We start from the raw sequence: 22,379 nt of genomic DNA on the forward strand, positions 1-22,379 counted from the left end.
TCATGGCCTTCGCGGTTCCGCCGGATCGGCGCCTGTACGTTTCCGCCTATTGGAAACAGATATGTCGATCGTAGCGGCTCTCGATTACACCCCCGTTCACGCAGCGCCCCGTCCGAAGGGCCGTCAGCGCGTTCGCGCCGTCCTCCTGGGATGCGGAACGGTCAATGCAGGCGTTCTGGAACAGCTCGGACAAATGGAAGACCGCATCGAGGTCGCCGCCATCGTGACGCGCAAGCCGCGCAGCGGCGGCGATGAGCGTCATGCCTGGCTGACCGACGGCAAGGCTGCTTTCGACACCGGCCCCGACCTCGTGATCGAGGCCCTCCCGGATGGCGCGACCGCCGAGAAACTGCTCGACCTCGCCGTCGAACGGGGCATTCACGTCATTTCCGCCAACAAGGCCGTGATCGCTCGCCGGCCGGATCTTGAAGCGCGCGCACGCCGGAACGGTACCGACTTCATCTACTCGGCGGCCGTCGGCGGCGGCGTGCCCGTTCTCGAGACCATCAGCCGTCTGAGAGCCTCCGGCGAAACCGTGGAAACGGTTCGCGGCGTCCTCAACGGCACCTCCAATTTCGTCCTCGGCCTGCTGGAAAACGGCACCGGCTTCGACGACGCCATCGCTGCCGCCCAGGCCGCGGGCTTCGCCGAGGCCGACCCCAGCGCCGATATTGACGGCCTCGATGCCGCGGCAAAGCTCGCCCTGATAGCCCGCAAGGCTTTCGATGTCGCTCCGGATGCCTACACCATCCCGACAGACCGGCTCTCCAGTCTCTCCGGCGAACAGGTCCGCGGCGCCCGCGAGAACGGGCTGCGCTACCGGCAGGTTGCCGAACTGGCCTGGCACGACGGGCGCCTGTCGGCCCAGGTCCGCCTCGAAGCCTTGCGCGAGGACCATGGGCTCGCCCGCACCGAGAACGAGGAAAATGCGGTGGAGATCCGTTGCCGGAGCGGACTGCGCATCAGTCTGCACGGCAGAGGCGCCGGACAGGCCCCGACGGCCGGCGCCGTGATCGGCGATGTCCGCGCCCTGCTGGAAGGGGCCTGTCGATGACCGTGACGCTGCAACAACCGCCCCACCGGCATAGCCGGGATATCCGCACCATCGCCCTGACCGCGACAGGGTCACCCATACCCGTAAGCGGCCGACTGACCGGACCGGAAACGGGCCCGGCCGTCATCGTGCTCGGCGGCATCTCCTCCGGCCGCACCGTCGCGGACCATGACGGGGAAAAAGGCTGGTGGCGCGACTTCGTCGGATCGGGCAAGGCGGTCGATACGGACCGCATCCGCGTGCTCTCCTTCGATTTCCTGGGGCAGGAAATCAGCCCCTTTCCCAGCTGCGAGGATCAGGCCCGTGCCATTCTCGCCCTCGCCGACACGGCCGCCATCGCGCGCTTCTCAGTCGCCGGTTCTTCCTATGGCGGCATGATCGCGCTTCATCTCGCAGCACTCGCGCCGAGGCGCGTCGAGCGCGTGATCGCCATATCCGCTGCGCACAAGACCTCGGAAATGGCAAAGGCCTGGCGTTCCATCCAGCGCGACACGGTGGAACTGGCGATCCGTCTCGGCGACGGCGCGGCCGGCCTCGATCTCGCCCGCCGCCTCGCGATGACGACCTATCGCACCCCCGAGGAGTTCGAGACCCGTTTCGGCGCGGCCGAACCGGGAAGCCGGGATGCCGGAGGTATCGCCGCCTATCTCGCAGCGCGCGGCGCCGACTATGCCGCAACGACGACGCCGGAACGCTTCCTCGCCCTGTCGCGCTCGATGGACAGTCACTTGATCGATCCATGCCGCATCGTCTGTCCCGTCACATACCTGGCTGCGATCGAGGACCGGCTGGTCCCTGCCGATCAGATCAGGGCCGCGGCAGAGGCGACGCCGGCCGGGCGCCTGAATAGTTTTCACTCGATCTACGGCCATGACGCCTTCCTCAAGGAGACGGACACGATCGCGGCGGCCCTGCAGGGTTTCACGGAAGAGCTGACCGAACGCGACCGGCAAGGGAGACGTTGAGATGTCCGGCAAACCCCGCACCCGCGCCATAAGGGCCGGTCTGAACACGGACCGGAGCTGGAATGCGGTCATCCCGCCCGTCTCGCTTTCGACCGCCTACCGCCGCGAGGACCCGGCGGTGCAACCGGCCTATGACTATGCCCGGACCGCCAATCCGGGCCGCGCCATTCTGGCCGATGCCATTGCCGATCTGGAGAATGCCGCCGGTGCCGTTGTGACCGGGTCCGGCATGTCGGCCATCGACCTTTTGCTCCACGACCTGCCGCACGGCGCCCGCGTGCTCTGTTCGCACGACGCCTATGGCGGGACGCGGCGCCTTCTAGACGCGCGCGGCCGGGGCGGCCGGCTGCAGCCGGTCTATGTCGACACCTCCGATCTGGAAGCCGTCGAACGCGCCCTCGCGCCCGGCGCCGCGCTCGTGCTCGCCGAAACGCCCTCCAATCCGCGCCTGCGCGTCACCGATATCGCAGCGCTCTCCCGGCTGGTCCACGCGGCCGGCAGCGAGCTCGCTGTCGACAATACGGTCCTCTCGCCGGTGCTGCAGCGGCCTATCGAACTCGGTGCGGACTACTCAGTTCAGTCCGTGACCAAACTCCTCAACGGTCATTCCGACATGGTCGGCGGTGCGGTCTGCGCCGCCGATCCCGAGCGGGTCGAGATCCTGACCTGGTGGGCCAATTGCGTCGGCGTCGGCGCTGCCGCCTTCGACAGCTATCTCGCCCTTCGTGGCCTGCGTACCTTGCCGCTGCGGGCGAAAGCCCAGTGCGAGAGCGCCCTCGAGATCGCTCGATGGCTGACGGCCGACCCCCGTATCGAAGCCGTGGACTATCCGGGTCTTGAAATCCATCCCGGCCACGAGATTGCCGCTGCCCAGCAGGACGGTTTCGGCCAGCTCATCTCGATCCAGCTCGCTCCCGGAGCGGACGATCCGCGCGATGTCGTCTCTTCGCTCGGGATTTTCACCCTGGCCCAGTCGCTGGGCGGCGTGGAAAGCCTGGTCTGTATTCCGGCCCTGATGACCCATGCCTCCATGTCGCCGGAAGCGCGTGCGGAAGCGGGCGTTCCGGACACGCTGATCCGGCTTTCGGTCGGGCTGGAGGATGCCGGGGACCTGATCGCCGATCTCGACGCAGCCCTCGGGCCGGCCGGCTAGCGGGAGCGCACGCGGGCGACGGCCTCGGCCCAGCCGCTGCGCGCGGCGGCACGTGCGGCGTCTGTACAGGCCGGCGTGAAGGCCCGGTCCTGCCGCCAGAGGCTGCGCCCGTCTTCCAGACTGTCGAAGAGCCCGCTGCCCAGCCCCGCCAGAAAGGCCGCGCCCCAGGCCGTCGTCTCGGTATTCTCCGGCCGCACCACTTCGACACCGGTCAGATCGGCCAGGCGCTGCAGGAAGGCGTCATTGGCCGCCATGCCGCCATCGACGCGCAGGCTGGTTACGTCGGCCCCGTCGCGCGCCATCGCGTCGAGCAGGTCGCAGGTCTGGTGCACGGTGGAGTCCAGCGCGGCTGCGGCGATCTCAGCCTTGCCCGCTCCGCGCGACAGACCGACGATCGCCCCACGCGCATCCGGATCCCAATAGGGCGCGCCGAGCCCGGTAAAGGCCGGCACGAGATAGACGCCGCTGTCCGGATCGGCGGAGGCGGCCAGCTGCTCGATCTCTGAGGCTTTCGAGATCAGGCCGAGCCCGTCGCGAAGCCACTGGATCGTCGCACCTGCCGACAGCACCGAACCTTCCAGCGCATAATGGGTCTCGCCCCCGCCACGATAACCGGTCGTGGCGAGCAGCTTGTTGGTCGAGGCGATCGGCGCATCGCCCGTATTCATCAGCAGGAAGGCACCGGTGCCATAGGTCGCCTTCATTTCGCCCGGGCGGAAACAGGCCTGGCCGATGGCGGCCGATTGCTGGTCGCCGGCAACGCCGCGCACGGGCAGTTCCCGGCCCGCAATATCGGCACGCGCCACCCCGAAATCGCCGGCACTGTCGCGCACCTCCGGCAGCACCGAAGCGGGCACGTCGAAAATCCGCAGCAGCTCGTCATCCCAGCGGTTTTCGCGAATGTCGTAGAGCGCGGTCCGGCTGGCATTGGTCGCGTCGGTGGCATGGACCGCACCGCCGGTCAGGCGCCAGATCAGCCAGCTGTCGACCGTCCCGAAGGCGAGTTCTCCGGCGGCGGCCCGGGCACGCGCACCCTCCACCTCGTCGAGAATCCAGGCGATCTTGGTGGCGGAAAAATAGGGGTCGAGCACCAGCCCCGTCTTGGCAGCGACCGTGCGCTCGTGACCGGCCTTGCGCAGACTGGCGCAGCGATCGGCGGTGCGCCGGTCCTGCCAGACGATGGCGTTGTGAACGGGCTGACCGGTCTTGCGGTCCCACACGATCGTGGTTTCGCGCTGATTGGTGATGCCGATAGCAGTGAGGGCGAGCCCCTTGCTGTCGGCCTCGCGCACGGCTTCGCGAAGCGTGGTGAGCACGGTCGCCCAGATCACTTCCGGATCGTGCTCGACCCAGCCGGAAGCCGGGTAGATCTGGGGAAACTCGCGCTGGGACACCGCATGCACCTGTCCGTCCGCGCCGAACACGATGGCCCGCGAACTGGTCGTGCCCTGATCGATGGCCAGCAAGGCCGTCTGCGTCCTGCTCATTCTGCCTCTCCCCTCGGCTTGTCCTGACTATAGCCATGACGCGGCAGGAGAAAACGCGCTAGGTTCAGCGCGCAACGCAGGAGCGAGCATGACCCAGACGCAGTTCCACACCGAAACGCTGGACAGTCCGACCGGCGCGAAGATCGCCCTTCACACGATGAAGGCGGAAGGAACGCCGCGCGGCATCGTGCATATCAATCACGGCCTCGCCGAACATGGTGCGCGCTACGACCGCTTCGCTGCCTTCCTCGCCGGGCGCGGTTATCATGTCGCCGCACACGACCATCGCGGACACGGCGCCACGACGGCAGAGGACGGTGCGCCGCGGCGCTTCGCCGACACGGACGGCTGGAACAAGCTGATGGCGGACGTCGCCGCGGTGGAAGCCGAGCTGCGCACGCGCTGGCCTGGCCTGCCGCTGATCATATTCGGCCATTCGATGGGTGCCGTGATCGCCTTCAACCATATTCTCCGCCAGCCCGGCAGCGTCGAGGGCGCGGCGATCTGGAACGGAAACATGGCGCTCGGCCCGCTTAAACCCGTCATGCGCTTCATCCTCTGGTGCGAGGCGCTGGCCGGCGGCCCCTGGACGCCGTCGCACACGCTCGACCGGATGACGTTCAAGGCCTGGAACAAGCGCTTCCCCGAAGGCCGCAGCGATGCCGACTGGCTCTCGCGCGACCAGGCGGAAGTCGATGCCTATAACGACGACCCGGTCTGCGGCTGGCCATCGAGCGTGTCGCTCTGGCGCGACTTCATCGACGGCGTCGCCTATGCGGAGACGGATGCGCATCTGGCCAACCTGCCGCGCGACTTGCCGCTTCACCTGACCGGCGGCTCCGAGGATCCCGCAACCGATGGCGGAAAGGCCGTCGCGAAACTGGCGGCACGCCTGAAAAAAGCGGGCCTTGGCGATGTGCGCTGCGAGATTCTCGAGGGTTTCCGCCACGAAACGATGAACGAGATCGACCGCGAAAAGCCGCTGGAGGACTTCGCGGACTGGCTCGACCGGGTAACCGGAAAGGCTGCCGGCTGAGCCATGTCGCGCCGCGATGTCGTCATTGTCGGAGCCGGTGCGGCCGGGCTCATGTGCGCCATCGAAGCCGGCCGGCGCGGACGATCCGTCCTGCTGATCGAGCATGCGCGGGCACCGGGCGAGAAAATCCGCATCTCCGGCGGTGGCCGGTGCAATTTCACCAATCTGCATGCCGGGCCGGAGAACTACATCTCGGGCAATCCCCACTTCATGAAGTCCGCGCTCAAGCGCTACACCCAGTATGATTTCATCGACTGGGTCGACCGCAAGGGCATCGCCTGGCACGAAAAGACGCTCGGCCAGCTCTTCTGCGACGGGTCGGCGAAGGAGATCATTGCCGGCCTGCTCGACGATCTGCGCGAGGCCGGTGCAGAACTCCGCCTCGGTACATCGGTGACCGCCCATGCCCGGAATGCCGACGGTTTCAGGATCACGCTCGACGATGACAGCGAGATCGACTGCGCCTCACTGGTCATTGCCAGCGGCGGCAAGTCGATCCCCAAAATGGGCGCGACCGGCTTCGGCTACGAGGTCGCGAAGGCCTATGGCGTGCCGGTGACCGAGACCCGCCCGGCCCTGGTTCCCCTGACCTTCGATCCGGACACGATGGCCCGTTTCAAGCCGCTGGCCGGGGTGGCAGTCGACGTTACCGCAAGGCACGGCAACACCGCCTTTGAAGAAGCGATGCTGTTCACGCATCGCGGCTTGAGCGGGCCGGCCATTCTTCAGATTTCATCCTTTTGGCGCGAAGGCGACACGCTGTCGCTGGGCTTCCGGCCGGATGCCGACATTTTCGCAGCGCTGAAATCGGCCCGGTCCGGGAATGGCCGGCAGGCGCCCGCGACCGCTCTTTCCGCCCTGCTGCCAAAACGCCTGGCCCAGCTCCTGACCGACGAAGCCGGACTGACCGGCAATCTCGCGGATTGCTCCGACCGCGCGCTGCGTCAATTCGCTGACACCCTGGCCGACTGGTCCGTCACGCCGACCGGTTCGGAGGGTTACCGGACCGCCGAGGTCACGCTCGGCGGCGTCGATACCCACGCGCTCGACAGCCGCACCATGCAGGCGCGCGACGTGCCCGGCCTGCATTTCATCGGAGAAGTTGTTGACGTGACCGGCTGGCTTGGCGGATACAACTTCCAGTGGGCATGGTCGTCAGGCTGGTGCGCCGGCCAGGCGGTGTAGGTCGATTCCGGCGATTTTTCCGACATGGTTAACGAAGCGTCAGGCGAAATTCGGCCAGCATGCCTGCGGGCGGGTTCGAAAGTCCTCGCCATGCGACTATCTGGGGGGTAATGATCGTGGCTGTAAACAGTGTTCGTAACGGGTCGATTCGCCCCGCGCGGCCAAACCGCAATGTGTGGCCATGAAGATCAACAGCTCCTATACCGCCGCGCTGGCGATACTGGCGGCCGTCGTCCTCCTTTTCACGATCGGCACCGCGTTTCAGGGCGATGCGCATACCGATAACCGCGCCGGCAGCGACGAAATTCCGCTATTCGAAGTCGTGACGCGGCCCGTCGCCTCGCAGGAGCGGCCGGCCTACCTGTCGTTGCGCGGCCGCACGGAAGCCTTCCGTGTCGTGACCGTTCGCGCCGAAACCGGCGGCCGCGTCGCGGAGGCCGGCGTTCCCGAAGGCGCCACGGTCAGCGCAGGCGATGTCCTGTGCCGGCTCGAAGTCGATGCGCGGCAGGCCGCGCTCGAACAGGCCGAAGCCGATCTGCGCGCCCGCCAGCTCGAATACGACGCCGCCGCGGAACTCCAGAATCGCGGCCACCGCTCGGCCAATCAGGTCGCGGCGCTTGAAGCCGCCCGCGATGCCGCCCGCGCCCGTCTCCGCGCCGCGCGCGAAGAGCTCGCCAACGTCAATATCCGCGTCCCGTTCGACGGTATTTTCGACGGACGCCAGGCCGAGATCGGCGATTATCTGCGCCCGGGCGATGCCTGCGGCACGGTGGTGCAACTCGATCCGATGCTGGTCGTCGCCGAGGCGGCCGAACGCAATGTCGGACAGATCGCGCCGGGCATGAGCGGGGAAGCCCGCCTCGTCACCGGCCAGACCGTGCGCGGCACGATCCGCTTCGTCGAGCGCCGGGCCGATCCCGCCACGCGGACCTTCCGTGTCGAAATGGAAGTTCCCAATCCGGACGGCGACGTCCGCAGCGGCGTAACGGCGGAAATGCGACTCGATCTCGGTCCGGAACCCGCCCACCAGCTGCCCGCCTCCATCCTGGCGCTCAATGCGGCGGGCGATCTCGGCGTCCGCATCGTCGAGACCGAGGGCAGCAGCCATATCGTCCGTTTCGTACCGGTCCGCCTGCTCAGCGATGACGGCGAGCATGTCTGGGTCGCCGGCCTGCCCGACCAGGCCGACGTCATCATTCTGGGTCAGGACTTCGTCGCCGACGGCATCGAAGTCCGGGTCGCGCAGGAGGACGCCCAGCCTTGACCGCTATCGTCGACTTCGCGATCAATCGCGCGCGCATGATCCTGGCGATCTTCCTGTGCGCGCTGGTCGCGGGTCTGTTTTCCTTCATCACCCTGCCGCGCGAAGCCGATCCGGACATTCCCTTTCCCTTCGTCATCGTCGTGGTGCCGCTGGACGGCATCTCGCCGGAGGATGCCGAACGTCTCATCGTTCGGCCGACGGAAACCGAGATCCGGGCGATCGACAATCTCGCGGAGCTCGACGGCACGGCTTCGCTCGGCGCGGGCACGCTGATCGCCGAATTCGACGTGCCCTTCGACGCTGACCAGTCCGTACTCGACGTGCGCGAAGCGGTCGACATGGCCCGGCGTGAATATCCCGAGGATGTGCGCGAACCGGTGATCCAGGAGTTCAACTCCGCCCTGGCCCCGACCATCGCGGTGCAGATCTATGGCGAAGCGCCGGAACGGGCGCTTTACCGGATTGCGCGGGAACTCGAGGACGAGATCGAAGCCCTGCCGCAAATCCTCCAGGTCGACATTCAGGGTCTGCGCGAGGAAGTGCTGGAGGTCGTCATCGATCCGGCCCTGCTGGAAACCTACGGCGTCACCTATAATCAGCTTTTCACGGCGGTGCAGGCGAACAACCGGCTGATCGCGGCGGGCTCGCTCGACAGCGGCGAGGCCCGCTTCCAGGTCAAGGTCCCCGGCCTGTTCGAGAATGCCGATGATGCCCTCGGCCTGCCGATCGCCACCTCGGGCGATACGGTCGTCACACTCCAGGACGTCGCGACGGTGCGGCGCACCTTCAAGGATGCGGACAGTTTCGCCCGCTATAACGGTCATCCGGCCTTCACGCTCCAGGTGGTCCGCCGGAGCGGCCAGAACATCATGGACACGAGCGAGGCGGTGCGCGCGCTGACCGCGGAGGTCGCGCAGACCTGGCCGGAAACCATCCGCTATGATTTCAGCCTCGATCTCTCGACCTATGTGCGAGACTCCCTGAAGAGCCTGACCTCGTCCATCATGCTGGCCATCGTGCTGGTGCTGATCCTGGTCGTGGCCGCCCTGGGCCTGCGCTCGGCGCTTCTGGTCGGCATCGCCATCCCGTCCAGCTTCCTCTTCTCCTTCCTGCTGCTGAACGTCTACGGGCTGACCGTGAACTTCATGGTGATGTTCGCCATGGTCCTCGCCGTCGGTCTTCTGGTCGACGGCGCCATCGTCGTCGTCGAGTACGCGGACCGGAAACTGGCCGAGGGCGAAACCCGCAAACAGGCCTATGCAAGCGCCGGCAAGCGCATGTTCTGGCCGATCGTGTCCTCGACCGCGACAACGCTCGCCGCCTTCGTGCCCTTCCTGTTCTGGGATTCCATTCCGGGCCAGTACATGGCCTTCCTGCCGCTCACCCTGATCTTCGTGCTCAGCTCGGCCCTGGTAATGGCACTGATCTTCCTGCCGACGCTGGGATCGGTCGTCGGGCGCAAGGGCGGCGTGGCCGACAAGGCATCCGCAGTCGCCTATCTCAATGCGCAGGAAGAAGGCGACCCCGCCGAACTGCCCGGTCTGACCGGCGTCTATGCGCGCACGGTAGGACGCCTCGTGAAGCGCCCGCTCGCCGTGGTCCTGACCGGCCTCGGTGTCGTCGTTTTCATCCTGGGCAATTTCATCGTCCAGGCCGGCAGCATGCGGACCGAATTCTTCCTCGATGCCGAGCCGGAACAGCTCTACGTCTTCGTGCGTGCGCGCGGCAATCTCTCGCCGGGCGAGCAGTATGAACTGGCGCTCGAGGCGGAACGCCGGCTTGAAGGCATCGAAGGCATCAAGGGCTATTATACCGTCGCCGGGCAGCCGCCGGGCCGGACACCCTTCGACGGGATGGGCGCGCCGCCCGCCGACAGCGTGGCGCGGATTTTCGTGGAGTTCGAACCCTTCGGCCAGCGCCCGAACGGCCGGCTGATCGAACGCCGCATCCGGGACGCGCTGACCGGACTGCCCGGCGTCATAATCGAGGTGCGCCCCTTCCAGCAGGGTCCGCCGGTCGGCAAGGACATCCAGGTTCAGCTGCGCTCCAACGACGCCGCAGCCCTGGAACAGGCCGCACGCCGGGTCCGCGCCTATATCGACCAGATGGAGGGCGTCACCGATATCGAGGACACCCTGCCCTTGCCGGGCGTGGAATGGCGTCTCGATGTCGATCGCGAGGAGGCCGGCCGCTACGGGGCCGATGTGACGCAGGTCGGCGCCGCCGTCCAGCTGGTGACGACGGGCACGCTGGTCGGACGCTACCGGCCCGACGATGCCGACGAGGAAGTCGATATCCGCGTGCGTTTCCCCGAAGACGACCGCGATATTTCACGTCTCGACGACCTGCGCGTGAACACGATGAACGGCGCCATCCCGATCTCCAATTTCGTGTCCCGCGAAGCACGCCAGCGCATCGACTCGATCAATCGCCGCGACGGCAAGCGCGTGCTCATGGTTCGGGCGAATGCGATGGAAGGCTATGCCGGCAATATCCTGCTGACCGAGCTGCGCGACTGGATCGCGGAGGAAGTCGAGCGCGGCGCCATCGACCCGCGGGTCGATATCGATTTCCTCGGCGCCGACGAGGAGAATGCCGAGGCCGGTGCCTTCTTCGCCGGCGCGATGGCGGCCTCGCTCTTCATGATGGCGGTGATCCTGCTCTGGCAGTTCAACAATTTCTGGCATGTCGTGTTGACCCTGCTCGCCGTCGTCCTTTCCGTCATCGGCGTCCTGCTCGGCGTGATGCTGACCTTCCCCTATATCTCCATCCTCTTCCTCGGAACGGGGGTGGTCACGCTGGCGGGGATCGTGGTGAACAACAATATCGTCCTGATCGACACCTTCCAGCGCTTGCGCGGCCTGGGCATGGCGGTAGACGAGGCGATCGTGCGAACCGCAGCCCAGCGCCTGCGCCCGGTCATGCTGACCACGATCACGACGATTTTCGGCCTGCTGCCGATGGTCTTCCAGATCAACGCCGATTTCTCGAACGGCACGCTGTCCATTGGCGGTCCGGCAAGCGAATGGTGGGTGCAGCTTTCCTCGGCCGTCGTGTGGGGTCTGGGCTTCTCTACCCTGCTGACCCTGGTGCTCACACCCGTCCTGCTCGGCGCACCGTCGCGGCTGGGCAATTGGCGCCGCCGCATGATCGGACGCACCTTCCTCGACGGGGATGCAGCGGAGACGCCGGCGGACGACGCCAGGCCGCATCCGGCCGAATAGCCGCTCCGGGCCTAGTCGCGGCTGATGCGGATGGCGGCACCGTCGGGTTCGTCCGTGAGCAGCCAGATCGCTCCGTCGGGCGCGACCCGGACATCGCGGATACGGCGTTCGAACTCGCCGAAGAGGATCTCCTCGCCGGCCACCTGACCGCCTTCCATGTCGACGCGCCGCACATGGCCGGAAGGGACGGATGCATCGCCGGGGATCAGGGCCGAGACCAGAAGGTCACCGTCCCACTCCGGAAACATGCTGCCGCGATAGACGGACATGCCCGAGGGCGCGATGGACGGCGTCCAGGCATGAAGGGGATCGCGCATGCCCGGATAATCCTCGAACGGCGTCACCAGCGCGCCGGAATAATCGACGCCCTCGCTCACGATCGGCCAGCCGTAATTCTCGCCCGCCATCAGGATATTGATCTCGTCGCCGCCGCGCGGCCCGTGTTCGTTTGAGAAGAGCGTCCCCGAACGGGCATCGTAGACGACGGCCTGGGGATTGCGGTGACCGATCGTCATCACGCCCCAGTTCGCATCGTCGAAGGGAGAGGGCATGGGGCGGCCGTCGAGCGTCAGACGCACGAAACTCCCGAAATGGGTTTGCGGACGCTGGGCCTCCTCGCGGAAGTCGAAACCGTCACCGATACCCAGCACGAGCGTCGGTGGCACGAGCCCTCCACCATCGGGCCGGTGATCGGTGATCTCGCCGGGCAGGAAGGCGATCCGTCCGCCATAGTGGACGTCCGTCCGGCGCCGGGGCGTCGCCTCGAAAATCGTCTCGAACCCGGTCAGGGCTCCGCCCTCGAGGCGGCCGCGGCCGAGATGGAGCGTATTGTCGCGGCGCGGGCCGGCCGTCCAGGTCAGATAGACCATCCGGCTCGTTTCGAAATCCGGCGACAGGGCCACGTCGAGCAGGCCGCCCTGGCCGGAATGGAGCACGTCGGGCACGCCCTCGACCGGCTCCGGATCGAGCACCCCGTTTTCGATGATGCGCAAACGGCCCGGCTTCTCGGTAACCAGGATCCGCCCGTCCGGCAGGAAGGCCATGCTCCAGGGGTATTCGAGCCTTCCGGCGACGGTCTCGCTCGTATATTGCGCCGATGCCGGTGCCAGCGGCAGGCTTGCGGCGAGCAGGACCGCAGCGATCCAGCCGGTCAATCTTGTTCGCATATCTCCCCCGGGGTTTGCTGATGCAGATGGCAGGGACTAGCCTTGCATCCGAAACGTGTTGCCACCGGTGAAGAAAGGCAAGGCCATGTCCGAAGCGCGCTCCGTATTCGCTTATCTGGTCGCCTGCGTCACCGGTGCGGTCCTGGTGTCGATCGCCAACACCCATGTCGTGCTCTCGGCGCTGTCCGAGGTCGGCGCAGACTTTTCCACCGCCACGCGCATCGAGGCGATCCAGCGCGACCTGGCCGGCTTCGGTCCGACCCTGCTCCTCCTGCTCGCCATCGGCTTCGTGATCGCCTTTCCGGTGGCCGGACTGATCGCCCGCTGGCTCGGGCCGGGCTGGCGGCGTCTCGGCTTCACCCTCGCCGGCGGGGCGACGGTTATCGCCATGATGCTCGCCATCACGGCCTTCTATCATCAGTTCATGGACGGTCATTTCACGCCCATCGCCTCGAGCCGGACCCTGACCGGGCTGCTGACCCTGTCGCTTGGCGGCGGAGCGGCCGGATTTCTTTTTGCGACGCTCACACCCGGCCCGACACGAGGCTAACTTTCCCGGTTGCCTGAAGAAATCGGAATGCGAGCGACCGATCGGTCGAATTCTAATCAATTGAGCATTGAATTCGCCCGGTGAGGCAGACCTCTCCTTAAATCGAATCCTCTAGAGCCTTAGGGGACAAGGAGAGCGCCTTCATGCCGCGTATACGCGAAACAGTCCGGTCCGACCTCAGGAACATCGTCAAAGGCGGCGCCACTTCGCGTATTCTCGATCTCTATTCCATCGCCAAGCGCCATGGCGAGGAAGAGGGGCATGCCGAGGCTCCGCTTTTCCGGCATCGCCGGCTCAATCGCTGTTTCGTGGTCAAGCACACGGTGCGGGCCCATGAGCGCCCCTATGTGATGTCTTCCCAGCCGGTCGTGACGAAAGTGCTGGTTCCGCTGGCTCATGACGACCTCTCCCTGGGCGGCTATGCGGTCTTCGTCGAGGAAGTCGGCTTCGCCCAGAAAATGCACACCCTGTTCGGCAATCACGAGGACGCCGACCTGCTCGATTCGGACCTGATCCGGCTGCGCGAGCTGGCCGCACTGCCCTCCTTCGACCCCTTCCTCCTGGCCGAGCGCTATCGCGAACATCCCAGGCCCGTCGATCCGGTCTATTTCAACATCTCCGACGAGGAGATAGAGCGGATGGAGGAATCCGTCGCCGAACAGGTGGTCAAAGTGGTCGCCCTCGCCTTCGGAAACGAGGCTCACGAGCGCGACAGCGACCGGGCCATGCGCTTTACCCGCGAACTTCTCGCGAACGATGTCGAGGGCCGGCTTCGCGTGCTCCAGCAATCCCTCGACATGACCTCGACCGAGTTCAAGGCCGGCATTTTCGGCTGGAAGGGCATTCTCTATTACCGCTGGTGCATGAGCGAAGCCCTGGCTGCGCTGAAAGCCTTCATCAGCCAGATCAAGCACGTCACCGTGGTCGGCGCGAGCGCGCACGAGCGCTCGGAAATCCAGCACATGCGCCGCGGCATCATCGAGGAGACGCGCTATCGCTGGTCCAGCCTGACCTCCGTCATGGACGAATACGAGCGCGTGTTCGGCGAGTTCTGCCGCGGCGAAGGCGCCGCGGGCTTCCGTAATTTCCTGCTGCGCGCCCCGACCCTGTTCTACGACGTCGGCAGCGATCTGTCGGTCGTCAGCCATGTCCCCGGCTACTGGTCCTACTGGGCCAAGCAGAACAACAAGAATTTCCTCAATGCGCGCGAAGCGATGATGCTGTTCGCCGACTTCCTCAGCAGCGTCACGCGCATCGGCGCCGACTCCGATTCCCGCAGTGCCGACATGAATCGACGCGACCGGTCGATCATTCCTGCCCCCCAGCTCTTCACCCCGAGCGCCGCCTAGGCGCTTTCCGGTTCCACCGGCTGGGCTGCCGTCGACTTCGGTCCGACGGCAGCCCGTTTTTTTCTGGCGCACGGCGCTGTCAGTCCGGTTATCCCGCCAGAAACCTATCGGTCCTATTGTGCCGGTCGGGGCTTCGAATGTCTGGGTCATGAGCGGATCGGAACGCACGCAATTGCGATGGATCGTCCAGGGCGGCGCAACGCCCCGGATTCTCGACCTGTGGTCGGTGAAACGCCGCTACGGGAATACGGTCGCGCATGAAAGCCAGCCCTTCTTCCGCAGCGTGCGCCTCAATTCCAGCTTCATCATCAAGCATACGGTCCGCCCCCAGGAACGGAGCTATATCGCCTCGGACCGGCCGGTCGTCACCAAGCTGATCGTCCCGGTCAGCCATGAGGATTTGTCCCTCGGTGGCCATACCTTCTTCGTCGAGGAGAGCCGCTTCGATGCGCGTCTGAAGGAATTCCTCGGCGTCGGTCCGAACAACAATGTCTACCGCCACGATCTGGCGCGGATCCGCGCCCTCGCGCGGCTCCCCAGCTTCGACCCCTTCCTGCTCGCCGACCGTTTCGCCCAGGACGAAAACCCGGTCGCGCGCCTCTATTTCAACATCACCAGGTCGGATCAGAAGGCGATGCGCGGTTTCGTGGCCGCGCAGATCGCCGAAATCGTTTCGCTGGCCTTCGGCGAAGCCGGTTCAGGCCAGGTCGACGAACGCGCCATGCGCTTTGCCGAACACCTCCTCGACGGCGACAGCGAGGGCCAGCTCGACGCTCTGCGGGCCACGCTCGGCCTGAGTGCGCAGGAGTTCACTGCCGGCGTCTTCGGCTGGAAGGGCATTCTCTATTACAGCTGGCGAATCGAGGAGGTGAAAGCAGACCTCCGGCGCTTCATCATCGAGCTCAACGATCTTGTCATACGCGGTGCGACAGCCTCGGAGGCCAGCGAGATCAATCAGTGCCGGCGCCTCATCCTCGACCAGACCCGCGATCGCTGGAAAACACTGACCGGTATCCTCACCGAATACCGCACCGAGTTCGCCCGTTTCTGCAGCGGCGAAGACCCCGCCGCCATCCGTCGCTTCCTGCTCAAGGCACCGGAATATTTCGGCAATCTTGGCAGCGACCTGGCAGCGGTCACGCACATCACCTCATTCTGGGATTACTCCTGGCGGGGCCGCGAAAAGGAGACGAGCCTGCCGGCGCGCGACGCCATGGAATTGTTGCCGGGCTTTCTCAAGAGCCTGCAGCGGGACGATCGCGACCCGGACGAGCCCACCGATGCGGACCTTGCCGCGGGAACCTGATAGCTATGGGTGACGTGCCGTGTCCGGGCTTGTATGCCGGAGCGCATGGCACCACCGCTTCTCACCCTGCAGGACATCCACCTCACATTCGGCGTGACGCCGCTGCTCGACGGCGCCGATATGAGCATCGCCGAGAGCGAACGCCTATGCCTCGTGGGCCGAAACGGATCGGGCAAGTCGACGCTGATGAAAGTCGCCGCCGGCCTGGTCGAGGCGGATGACGGGGAGCGCTTCATCCATCCCGGTGCCACTGTCCGCTATCTCGAACAGGAGCCGGACCTGGGCGGTTTCGGCAATCTGCGTGATTATGTCGTGTCCGGCCTGGCGCCGGGCGATATGGACTACCGGGCCGACTATCTGCTCGAGCGCCTGGGCCTGACCGGCGAGGAAGACCCGGCGAAAGTCTCCGGCGGCGAGGCGCGGCGCGCCGCCCTGGCCCGCGCCATGGCGCCCGATCCGGACATCCTGATGCTGGACGAGCCGACCAACCATCTCGACCTGCCGGCCATCGAATGGCTGGAAGGCGAGCTCAAGGCCTGCCGCTCCGCGCTCGTCCTGATCAGCCACGACCGCCGTTTCCTGGAAACGCTCAGCCGCAAGACGCTCTGGCTCGATCGCGGCCGCACGCGGCTGCTCGACAAGGGTTTCGGCGAATTCGAAGCCTGGCGCGACACCCTGCTCGAACAGGAGCAGGAAGACATGCACAAGCTCGACCGAAAGATCGTGCGGGAAGAGGACTGGGTCCGCTACGGCGTCACCGCGCGGCGCAAGCGCAATGTGCGCCGCATGGCCGAGCTGCAGGACCTCAAGCGCCAGCGCACAGAACATCGCGGTCCCCAGGGCCAGGTGAAAATGGAGGCCAGCCAGGCGAACGAGTCCGGGAAGCTCATCGTCGAGGCCCGTCATGTCTCCAAGCGCTACGGCGACCGAACCCTCGTGCAGGACTTCTCCACCAAGATCGCACGCGGCGCGCGCATCGGCCTGGTCGGCCCGAATGGTGCCGGCAAGACGACCCTGCTCAACATGCTGATCGGCCAGCTCGAGCCGGACGAAGGCTCGGTCCGCCTCGGGACCAAGCTGGAAATCGCAAGCCTCGACCAGAAGCGCCTCGCCCTTAAGGACGACTGGACCCTGTCCGAGGCGCTGACCCAGGGCGGCGGACAGCTGGTCGAAGTGGCCGGCCGGACCAAGCACGTCATGGCCTATATGAAGGACTTCCTGTTCCCGCCGGAACAGGCCAACACGCCGGTCCACGTCCTCTCGGGCGGCGAGAAGGCGCGCCTCATGCTGGCCCGCGCCCTGGCCCTTCCCTCCAATCTCATGGTGCTCGACGAACCGACCAATGATCTCGATCTGGAAACGCTCGACCTGCTGCAGGGCCTGATCGCGGACTATGAGGGGACGGTCTTCCTGGTCTCGCACGACCGTGATTTTCTCGACCGCGTCTGCACCAGCGCGATCGTCGCCGAGGGCGATGGTATCTGGCGGGAATATCCGGGCGGATACAGCGACATGCTCGCCCAGCGCGGGCAGGGCGTGACAAGCCTGTCGCGCGATGACGGCCGGGACAGCGGCAAGACGGGCGGCACCGCCTCCGCCGCGGAGCCCGCAAAACCCAGGCCCGAGCGGCGGCGCATGGCCAACAAGGACAAGTATGCGCTCAAACTCCTGCCCGGCGAGATCGACGCATTGAGCGAAACCATCGCCGATCTCGAAAAACAGCTCGAGGACCCCGAGCTCTTCAAGGATTCCGTGCGCTTCGCCGCTGTCTCGCAGGCGCTCGCAGACGCCATGCAGGCGCGCTCGGAGAAGGAAGACCGCTGGCTGGAACTGGAAGCGCTGCGCGAAGAGATCGAGGGCGGCGACTGACGCCGCCGCCCCGCTGATCTGCCGGCCGCTTACTGGCCGTCGCGGAAGGCTCTGGAATGCGACGGTCCGAGGATGACCGCATTCAGCAGCAGAAGATCCAGCCCTTCCAGATAGGCCCGCGTCGTCGGCGACTGGGTAAAGGCCACGACCTGACCCGCCCCTTCCGAAGAGGACAGGACGAAGGGTTTGAAGGCCAGCTGCTCGCCATACTCTTCCCAGAGATAACCGCCGGCCAGAAGCTCGTCCGGCGCCGCAAAGCGCAGGGCGGTATCCGCCTCGTCCATCGCCACCGGCGCATAGATGTCGGACCCGGTCACGAGGGCATAGCCGCCCTGATCGTAGCCCGCGGACATCCAGGCATTGGGATTGGCATCGACCGCCACAAGCGCACCCGGAGAGGAATCCGGCATGGCGCCGGTTTCCGCTTCCGCCGCGCGGGCTTCGGCGACCGTGGTCAGCACGCTGCCGTCGACGACAGCGCCGTCCTCGCCGCCTTCACGGGGCGTGTCGGCAGCGCGTTCCCGCTGTGCCGGTAGGAGGCCGACCTCTTCATCCGCCAGCCAGCGCGTCGCCGAACCCAGTCCGACCAGAACGCCGCCCTCGCGGACGAATTCCTGTAACGAAGACCGACCGCCCGCACCGAGTGCGTCGCCGTAACCGGACCAGCTGGCCTCGGGCATGATCATCACGTCATAGCGGGTCAGATCGGCCCGGCTGACCGTGCCGGTACGGATCACCGCGACCGGGATGCCGTAGCGGCGTTCGAGGACATAGCGCGTCGCGCCGGCGGACAGAGGCGAGGTGCCCTCATCCCAGAGCATGGCCACGCGCGGCGCACGCACCGGGCTGAAATTGTCCGAGCCGGGGTTCGGACCTTCATCCACCCAGCTCGTGGCCATGCCCTCGTAATGGGCACCGATCTCGGCCGCGAGGCGCGTGATCAGGCTGTCCAGACTGGCCGGCGCGCTGTGCCGCGGCACCACGACGCTGCCGCGCGGGAATTCCCGATCGCCGATCCGGAAGGACAGGTCGCTCGTGCGCAGCGGAACCCCCTCGGCGGCCAGAGCCGCAACCAGGCGGGCCTGCCCCGCATCGGTCCACGGAATCGCATAGCCCCACTCTGCCGAACCGGTGCCGGCTACGCGAGCGATCGGCATGTCCGCATTGACCGCTTCCCCGTCGAGCGAGGGCGCCCGGCGGCAATAGGTCGCCGCGACATTGTTCATCAGCGGCAGGGACCAGGCGGTGACGTCGTAGAGTTCATGACCGAGGCCTGCAGCCCGGCGCTGTTCCTGTTGGCGCATGAAATCCGCAGGCAGATCGGTCGTCGCTTCCAGCAGGGTCCGCGCGAGCCGGCCCGACGGCTGGTCGAAGCGAACCAGGAATGCCCCGTCCGGGAAGCGTGCACCGCAGGCGGAGGTGCCCGGCGCCACGCGCGTGACGGTGATGTCCTGGGCCGCGAGATTGCGGGCGGTGCGCTCGGCACCCCAGCGATTGAACGCCAGATCCAGTAGTACGGCCTGATCGCCGTCGCCGCCGCCTCCGGCCCTGAAGGCCACGAAGTCGCGCAGGAAACGCTCGCGGTTCTCGGCCACGGCCTGCGCCGTCGAAACGCTGGCCACGAAATGCTGCTCCACGCCGAGGCCATAGGTCAGGAGGCTGCCATCGCGGCGGCGCCATTCGAGGCCCCGCGCCGACGCCTGCTCATAAGTCATGGCGACGGCGCCCTGCATGGTCGGCCACATATCGCCATAGCCCGGATAGAACGCGTCGAAAATTTCGCGCGTGTAGAAGTCGTAGCCGAACCGGTCGAACCAGCGGCCATTATTGCGGCCGATAAGGGATTGCGCCTCGCGCTGGCTGGCCGAAATGTTCGGATTGAAGGGCTCGGCCGACGGCGCGAAGAAATAGCTGCTGTCCCCGCCCATCTCGTGGGCGTCGACGACCACGACGGGCCGCCAGTCGAGAATGGCGTCCACGCGGCCGCGCGTTTCCGGCTGGGTCCGGGCGAACCAGTCGCGATTGAGGTCGAACAGATAGTGGTTGTAGCGACCGCCCGGCCAGGGCTGGTCGTGCTCGGCCGTATAGCGGTCATCGCTCGGCTCCAGCCCGCGCGCCGCGGTGAAGCTCTGGATGAAGCGATTGCGTCCGTCCGGATTCTGGGTCGGATCGACCATGACGAGCGTATTTTCGAAAATCGTGTCGACGACCGGATCGTCCTGCGAGGCCAATAGATGATAGGCGGTGCGCAAACCCGCATCGGTCGAGGAAATCTCGTCACCGTGAACGCCATAGGACAACCAGACCACGGCCGGCGTATCGGCAATAAGCGCCTCGCGCGAAGCTTCGTCGAGCCCGGACGGATTGGCCAGCTGGCGCAGATTGGCCTGGATGGCATCGAGACGGGCGATATTCTCCGGCGATCCGATCACCGCATAGACGAGCGGCCGGCCTTCCCAGCTGCGCGCATATTCGAACACGCGCATCCGCTCCGGTGCGGCTTCCGCCAGCGTATAGAGATAGTCGACCGCCTCGACCGGCGGAGTGATTTCCTCGCCGAACCCGTAGCCCTTCTCGTCTCGCATGGACGGGATCTGCGTGTCGTAGGTCGCGTCGAACGGCCCGGTCTGGGCAAGTCCGGACGCAGAAGCGGCTGTGAAAAGCGCAGCGGCGGTCAGGATGGATCGGATCATGTCTTCCTCGGCGAAAAGTGTGGATCGCACTTAATCAGGTTTTGTCGCACACGCAAAAAGGCACATTCCGCTGCATGCTTACGGCGTCACGATAGCGAAGGCCGGTTCCGGCTGTTCCAGCAGGGCGAAGAAGCCGAGCAGGGCCCGGCGGTCGCCCGTGACAGCAAAATCCCGCGAGGCGACCATGTCGAACAGGCCCGCCTCCTGCTGCAGCAGACGCATCCAGAAAGCACGCGTCAGCGTCACCGTCGCATCGGCGTTATCGGCCGGCGGCCCGGCGCGATGATGCATGACGCCATTGCTGATCTCCACGACATAGCGCTCGTCCACATCGGTGAAGTGGAAGTTGAACACGCGGTCGGCCTCCGCTGCGGCAGGCCCGTCCAGGCGGGTCGCCATGGCCGAAAAGAACATGTCCAGCGGGATGGCCTCGAGAATGGCTGAACCTGCCCGGGTCGCATCGACGGCATCCACGCCATGTCGAAGCTCCCAGGCGGCCGACAGATAGACATCCCGCCAGGGGGCGGATTCGGCCCGATATCCCAATTGCTCGTAGGCGCGGGCAAGGCGGTCGCGTGCCGCCTCGGAGTCCGGCCGGGCGAAGACCGCATGCTGGGCGAGTTCCGCCGCCCAGCGCATTTCGTCCGCCGCGAGCGCCGCATCCACCAGACCGAGCGTCGTCTCCAGCCCGCCGAAGGCTTCGACATAGCGCTGCGCCGCCTCGGTCCGGGGTAGCGGATCGAGGTGGGCCGGGACAGCGTCATACCAGCCGAAATAGCGTTGATAGACGGCCCGGGAGTTATGCTTCAGCGTGCCGTAATAACCGCGCACGGCAAACCGAGAGGCGAGCCGGTCCGGCAGTTCGATCGCCTCCGCGATCTCGTCGGGTGTCATCCCGGAAGCGGCCAGGCGCAGGGTCTGGTCGTGGATGTATTTGTAGGTATCGCGCTGTGCGGTGAGGAAGTCCCGGGACTCCTCGCGTCCCCAGACCGGCCAGTGATGCGAATTGAAGATCACCTCGGTGCGGTCGCCGAAACGCAGCATGGCGTCGTCGATCGCCGCGGACCAGGCCAGTGGGTTGCGCACCTGCGCTCCGCGCAGCGTGTAGAGATTGTGCATATTGCGCGAGACCAGCTCGGCGCCGCACCAGGCGTTCAGCTCGGGAAAAAAGACCGTCAGCTCGGCTGGCGCCTCCGTGCCGGGCGCGTACTGGAATTCCATGCTGACGCCGTCGATCTCGAGCGTCTGGCCCGAGCGGTCGATGACGATGTCCGGGATCGCGAACGTGTGCTCGCCGAGCGCGGGATGCTTGCCCAGTCCCGAGCCGACATGGCCGCGTTCCGAGCGCGGCAGGCGGGTGCCGTACATATAGCCGGCCCGGCGGCCCATCACGATCCCGGCCATGACGTTCTCGCTGACGGCAGCTTCGAGGAAGCCGGCCGGGGCGATGACGGGAATATCCTCGCCCGCGATCGCCGCCACACCGCCGAAATGGTCGATATGACTGTGGGTGAGGATGATGGCGGAGACCGGGCGCTCGCCCAGCTCGCGATCGACCAGTGCCATGGCGGCCTGCGCCGTCTCCACGGACGTCAGAGGATCGATGATGATCCGGCCCGTTTCGCCCTCGATGACCGACATGTTCGCCAGATCGAAGCCGCGCACCTGGTAGATGCCCTCCCGGACCTCGAACAGGCCGTGTTGCGCATTGAGTTGCGCCTGACGCCACAGACTCGGATTGACTGTGTCCGGCGCCGTCTCCCGCTCCAGAAAGGCGTAATCCGAAGGGCGCCAGATCAGGCTGCCGTCCCGGTTGCGCAGATCCAGACCGGGCGTGGTTGCGATGAAGCCGCGGCGCGCCAGCGGGTCACCGGAATTCTGCTCCAGGTCGAGCCGGGTCGCGATGTCCCGATTGGCAGCGGCGGTGCCGGGCGTCGCCGCATGAAAGCCATTGGCGTCGACATCGTCGTCGACAGCTGGCGGCGCGACCGTTTCCGGCTGTTCTCCGCATGCCCCCAGATAAAACACCAGCGAAACGGACAGAATGAAGACGAGTCTGGCGAACGGCATCAGGACCC

Annotated in this window: 15 protein-coding genes; 11 read left to right on the forward strand and 4 right to left on the reverse strand. The window is 66.2% G+C overall.

From position 1 onward, the window contains the following. The first annotated feature begins 61 nt into the window (after window positions 1-61). From AC13HB_RS07195 to AC13HB_RS07205, 3 genes are read left to right on the forward strand one after another with little or no spacing between them, the layout of a single operon-like run. Entirely contained in the window at window positions 62-1,054 is a 993-nt protein-coding gene (locus tag AC13HB_RS07195) for a homoserine dehydrogenase (RefSeq protein WP_482949059.1), read from the forward strand. Then, on the forward strand, window positions 1,051-2,019 hold the full coding sequence (gene metX / locus AC13HB_RS07200; protein WP_482949060.1) for a homoserine O-succinyltransferase MetX: 969 nt from the start codon (window positions 1,051-1,053) through the stop codon (window positions 2,017-2,019). Before AC13HB_RS07195 ends, metX begins: the two co-directional genes overlap by 4 nt. Before the next feature lies 1 nt (window position 2,020). Continuing rightward, window positions 2,021-3,172, forward strand: a complete 1,152-nt coding sequence (locus AC13HB_RS07205; protein ID WP_482949061.1) for a trans-sulfuration enzyme family protein — start codon at window positions 2,021-2,023, stop codon at window positions 3,170-3,172. Here AC13HB_RS07205 and glpK read toward each other — a convergent pair. Next, window positions 3,169-4,659 carry a glycerol kinase GlpK gene (gene glpK, locus AC13HB_RS07210; protein ID WP_482949062.1) on the reverse strand — a complete coding sequence of 497 codons (1,491 nt, stop codon included), beginning with the start codon at window positions 4,657-4,659 and terminating at the stop codon, window positions 3,169-3,171. The genes AC13HB_RS07205 and glpK overlap by 4 nt on opposite strands. 88 nt (window positions 4,660-4,747) lie before the next feature. Between glpK and AC13HB_RS07215 the strand changes: the two genes are divergently transcribed. The 4 genes from AC13HB_RS07215 (at window position 4,748) to AC13HB_RS07230 (ending at window position 11,368) form a co-directional block, all read left to right on the forward strand. Next, a complete protein-coding gene (locus AC13HB_RS07215) occupies window positions 4,748-5,695 on the forward strand; it encodes a lysophospholipase (RefSeq protein WP_482949063.1) in 948 nt (315 codons plus the stop codon). Window positions 5,696-5,698: 3 nt separating this feature from the next. Further along, window positions 5,699-6,880: a BaiN/RdsA family NAD(P)/FAD-dependent oxidoreductase gene (locus AC13HB_RS07220; RefSeq protein ID WP_482949064.1), complete on the forward strand. Its 1,182-nt coding sequence runs from the start codon at window positions 5,699-5,701 to the stop codon at window positions 6,878-6,880. A 181-nt stretch (window positions 6,881-7,061) separates the two neighbouring features. Further along, window positions 7,062-8,144: an efflux RND transporter periplasmic adaptor subunit gene (locus AC13HB_RS07225; protein WP_482949065.1), complete on the forward strand. Its 1,083-nt coding sequence runs from the start codon at window positions 7,062-7,064 to the stop codon at window positions 8,142-8,144. Further along, entirely contained in the window at window positions 8,141-11,368 is a 3,228-nt protein-coding gene (locus tag AC13HB_RS07230) for an efflux RND transporter permease subunit (RefSeq protein ID WP_482949066.1), read from the forward strand. The genes AC13HB_RS07225 and AC13HB_RS07230 overlap by 4 nt, the downstream gene beginning before the upstream one ends. Before the next feature lie 11 nt (window positions 11,369-11,379). Here the strand turns inward: AC13HB_RS07230 and AC13HB_RS07235 are convergent, their stop codons facing one another. Then, complete coding sequence (locus tag AC13HB_RS07235) at window positions 11,380-12,534, reverse strand: PQQ-dependent sugar dehydrogenase (protein WP_482949067.1); 1,155 nt, start codon at window positions 12,532-12,534, stop codon at window positions 11,380-11,382. 85 nt (window positions 12,535-12,619) lie between these two features. On the opposite strand from AC13HB_RS07235, the gene AC13HB_RS07240 reads away from it, so the two are divergent. From AC13HB_RS07240 to AC13HB_RS07255, 4 genes are all read left to right on the forward strand, one after another. Next, window positions 12,620-13,084: a hypothetical protein gene (locus AC13HB_RS07240; RefSeq protein ID WP_482949068.1), complete on the forward strand. Its 465-nt coding sequence runs from the start codon at window positions 12,620-12,622 to the stop codon at window positions 13,082-13,084. A gap of 143 nt (window positions 13,085-13,227) precedes the next feature. Then, window positions 13,228-14,433 carry a hypothetical protein gene (locus AC13HB_RS07245; RefSeq protein WP_482949069.1) on the forward strand — a complete coding sequence of 402 codons (1,206 nt, stop codon included), beginning with the start codon at window positions 13,228-13,230 and terminating at the stop codon, window positions 14,431-14,433. 148 nt (window positions 14,434-14,581) lie between these two features. Then, window positions 14,582-15,739: a hypothetical protein gene (locus tag AC13HB_RS07250; RefSeq protein WP_482949070.1), complete on the forward strand. Its 1,158-nt coding sequence runs from the start codon at window positions 14,582-14,584 to the stop codon at window positions 15,737-15,739. A gap of 45 nt (window positions 15,740-15,784) precedes the next feature. Beyond that, window positions 15,785-17,608 (forward strand): ABC-F family ATP-binding cassette domain-containing protein, encoded by a 1,824-nt coding sequence (locus AC13HB_RS07255; RefSeq protein WP_482949071.1) that lies wholly within the window; start codon window positions 15,785-15,787, stop codon window positions 17,606-17,608. Window positions 17,609-17,637: 29 nt separating this feature from the next. Here AC13HB_RS07255 and AC13HB_RS07260 read toward each other — a convergent pair whose 3' ends face one another. Next, a complete protein-coding gene (locus tag AC13HB_RS07260; protein ID WP_482949072.1) occupies window positions 17,638-20,301 on the reverse strand; it encodes a M14 family zinc carboxypeptidase in 2,664 nt (887 codons plus the stop codon). Between the two features lie 78 nt (window positions 20,302-20,379). Then, window positions 20,380-22,371 (reverse strand): alkyl/aryl-sulfatase, encoded by a 1,992-nt coding sequence (locus AC13HB_RS07265; RefSeq protein WP_482949073.1) that lies wholly within the window; start codon window positions 22,369-22,371, stop codon window positions 20,380-20,382. Window positions 22,372-22,379: the final 8 nt, after the last annotated feature.

It is taken from the genome of Maricaulis sp. B-26, assembly GCF_056857855.1.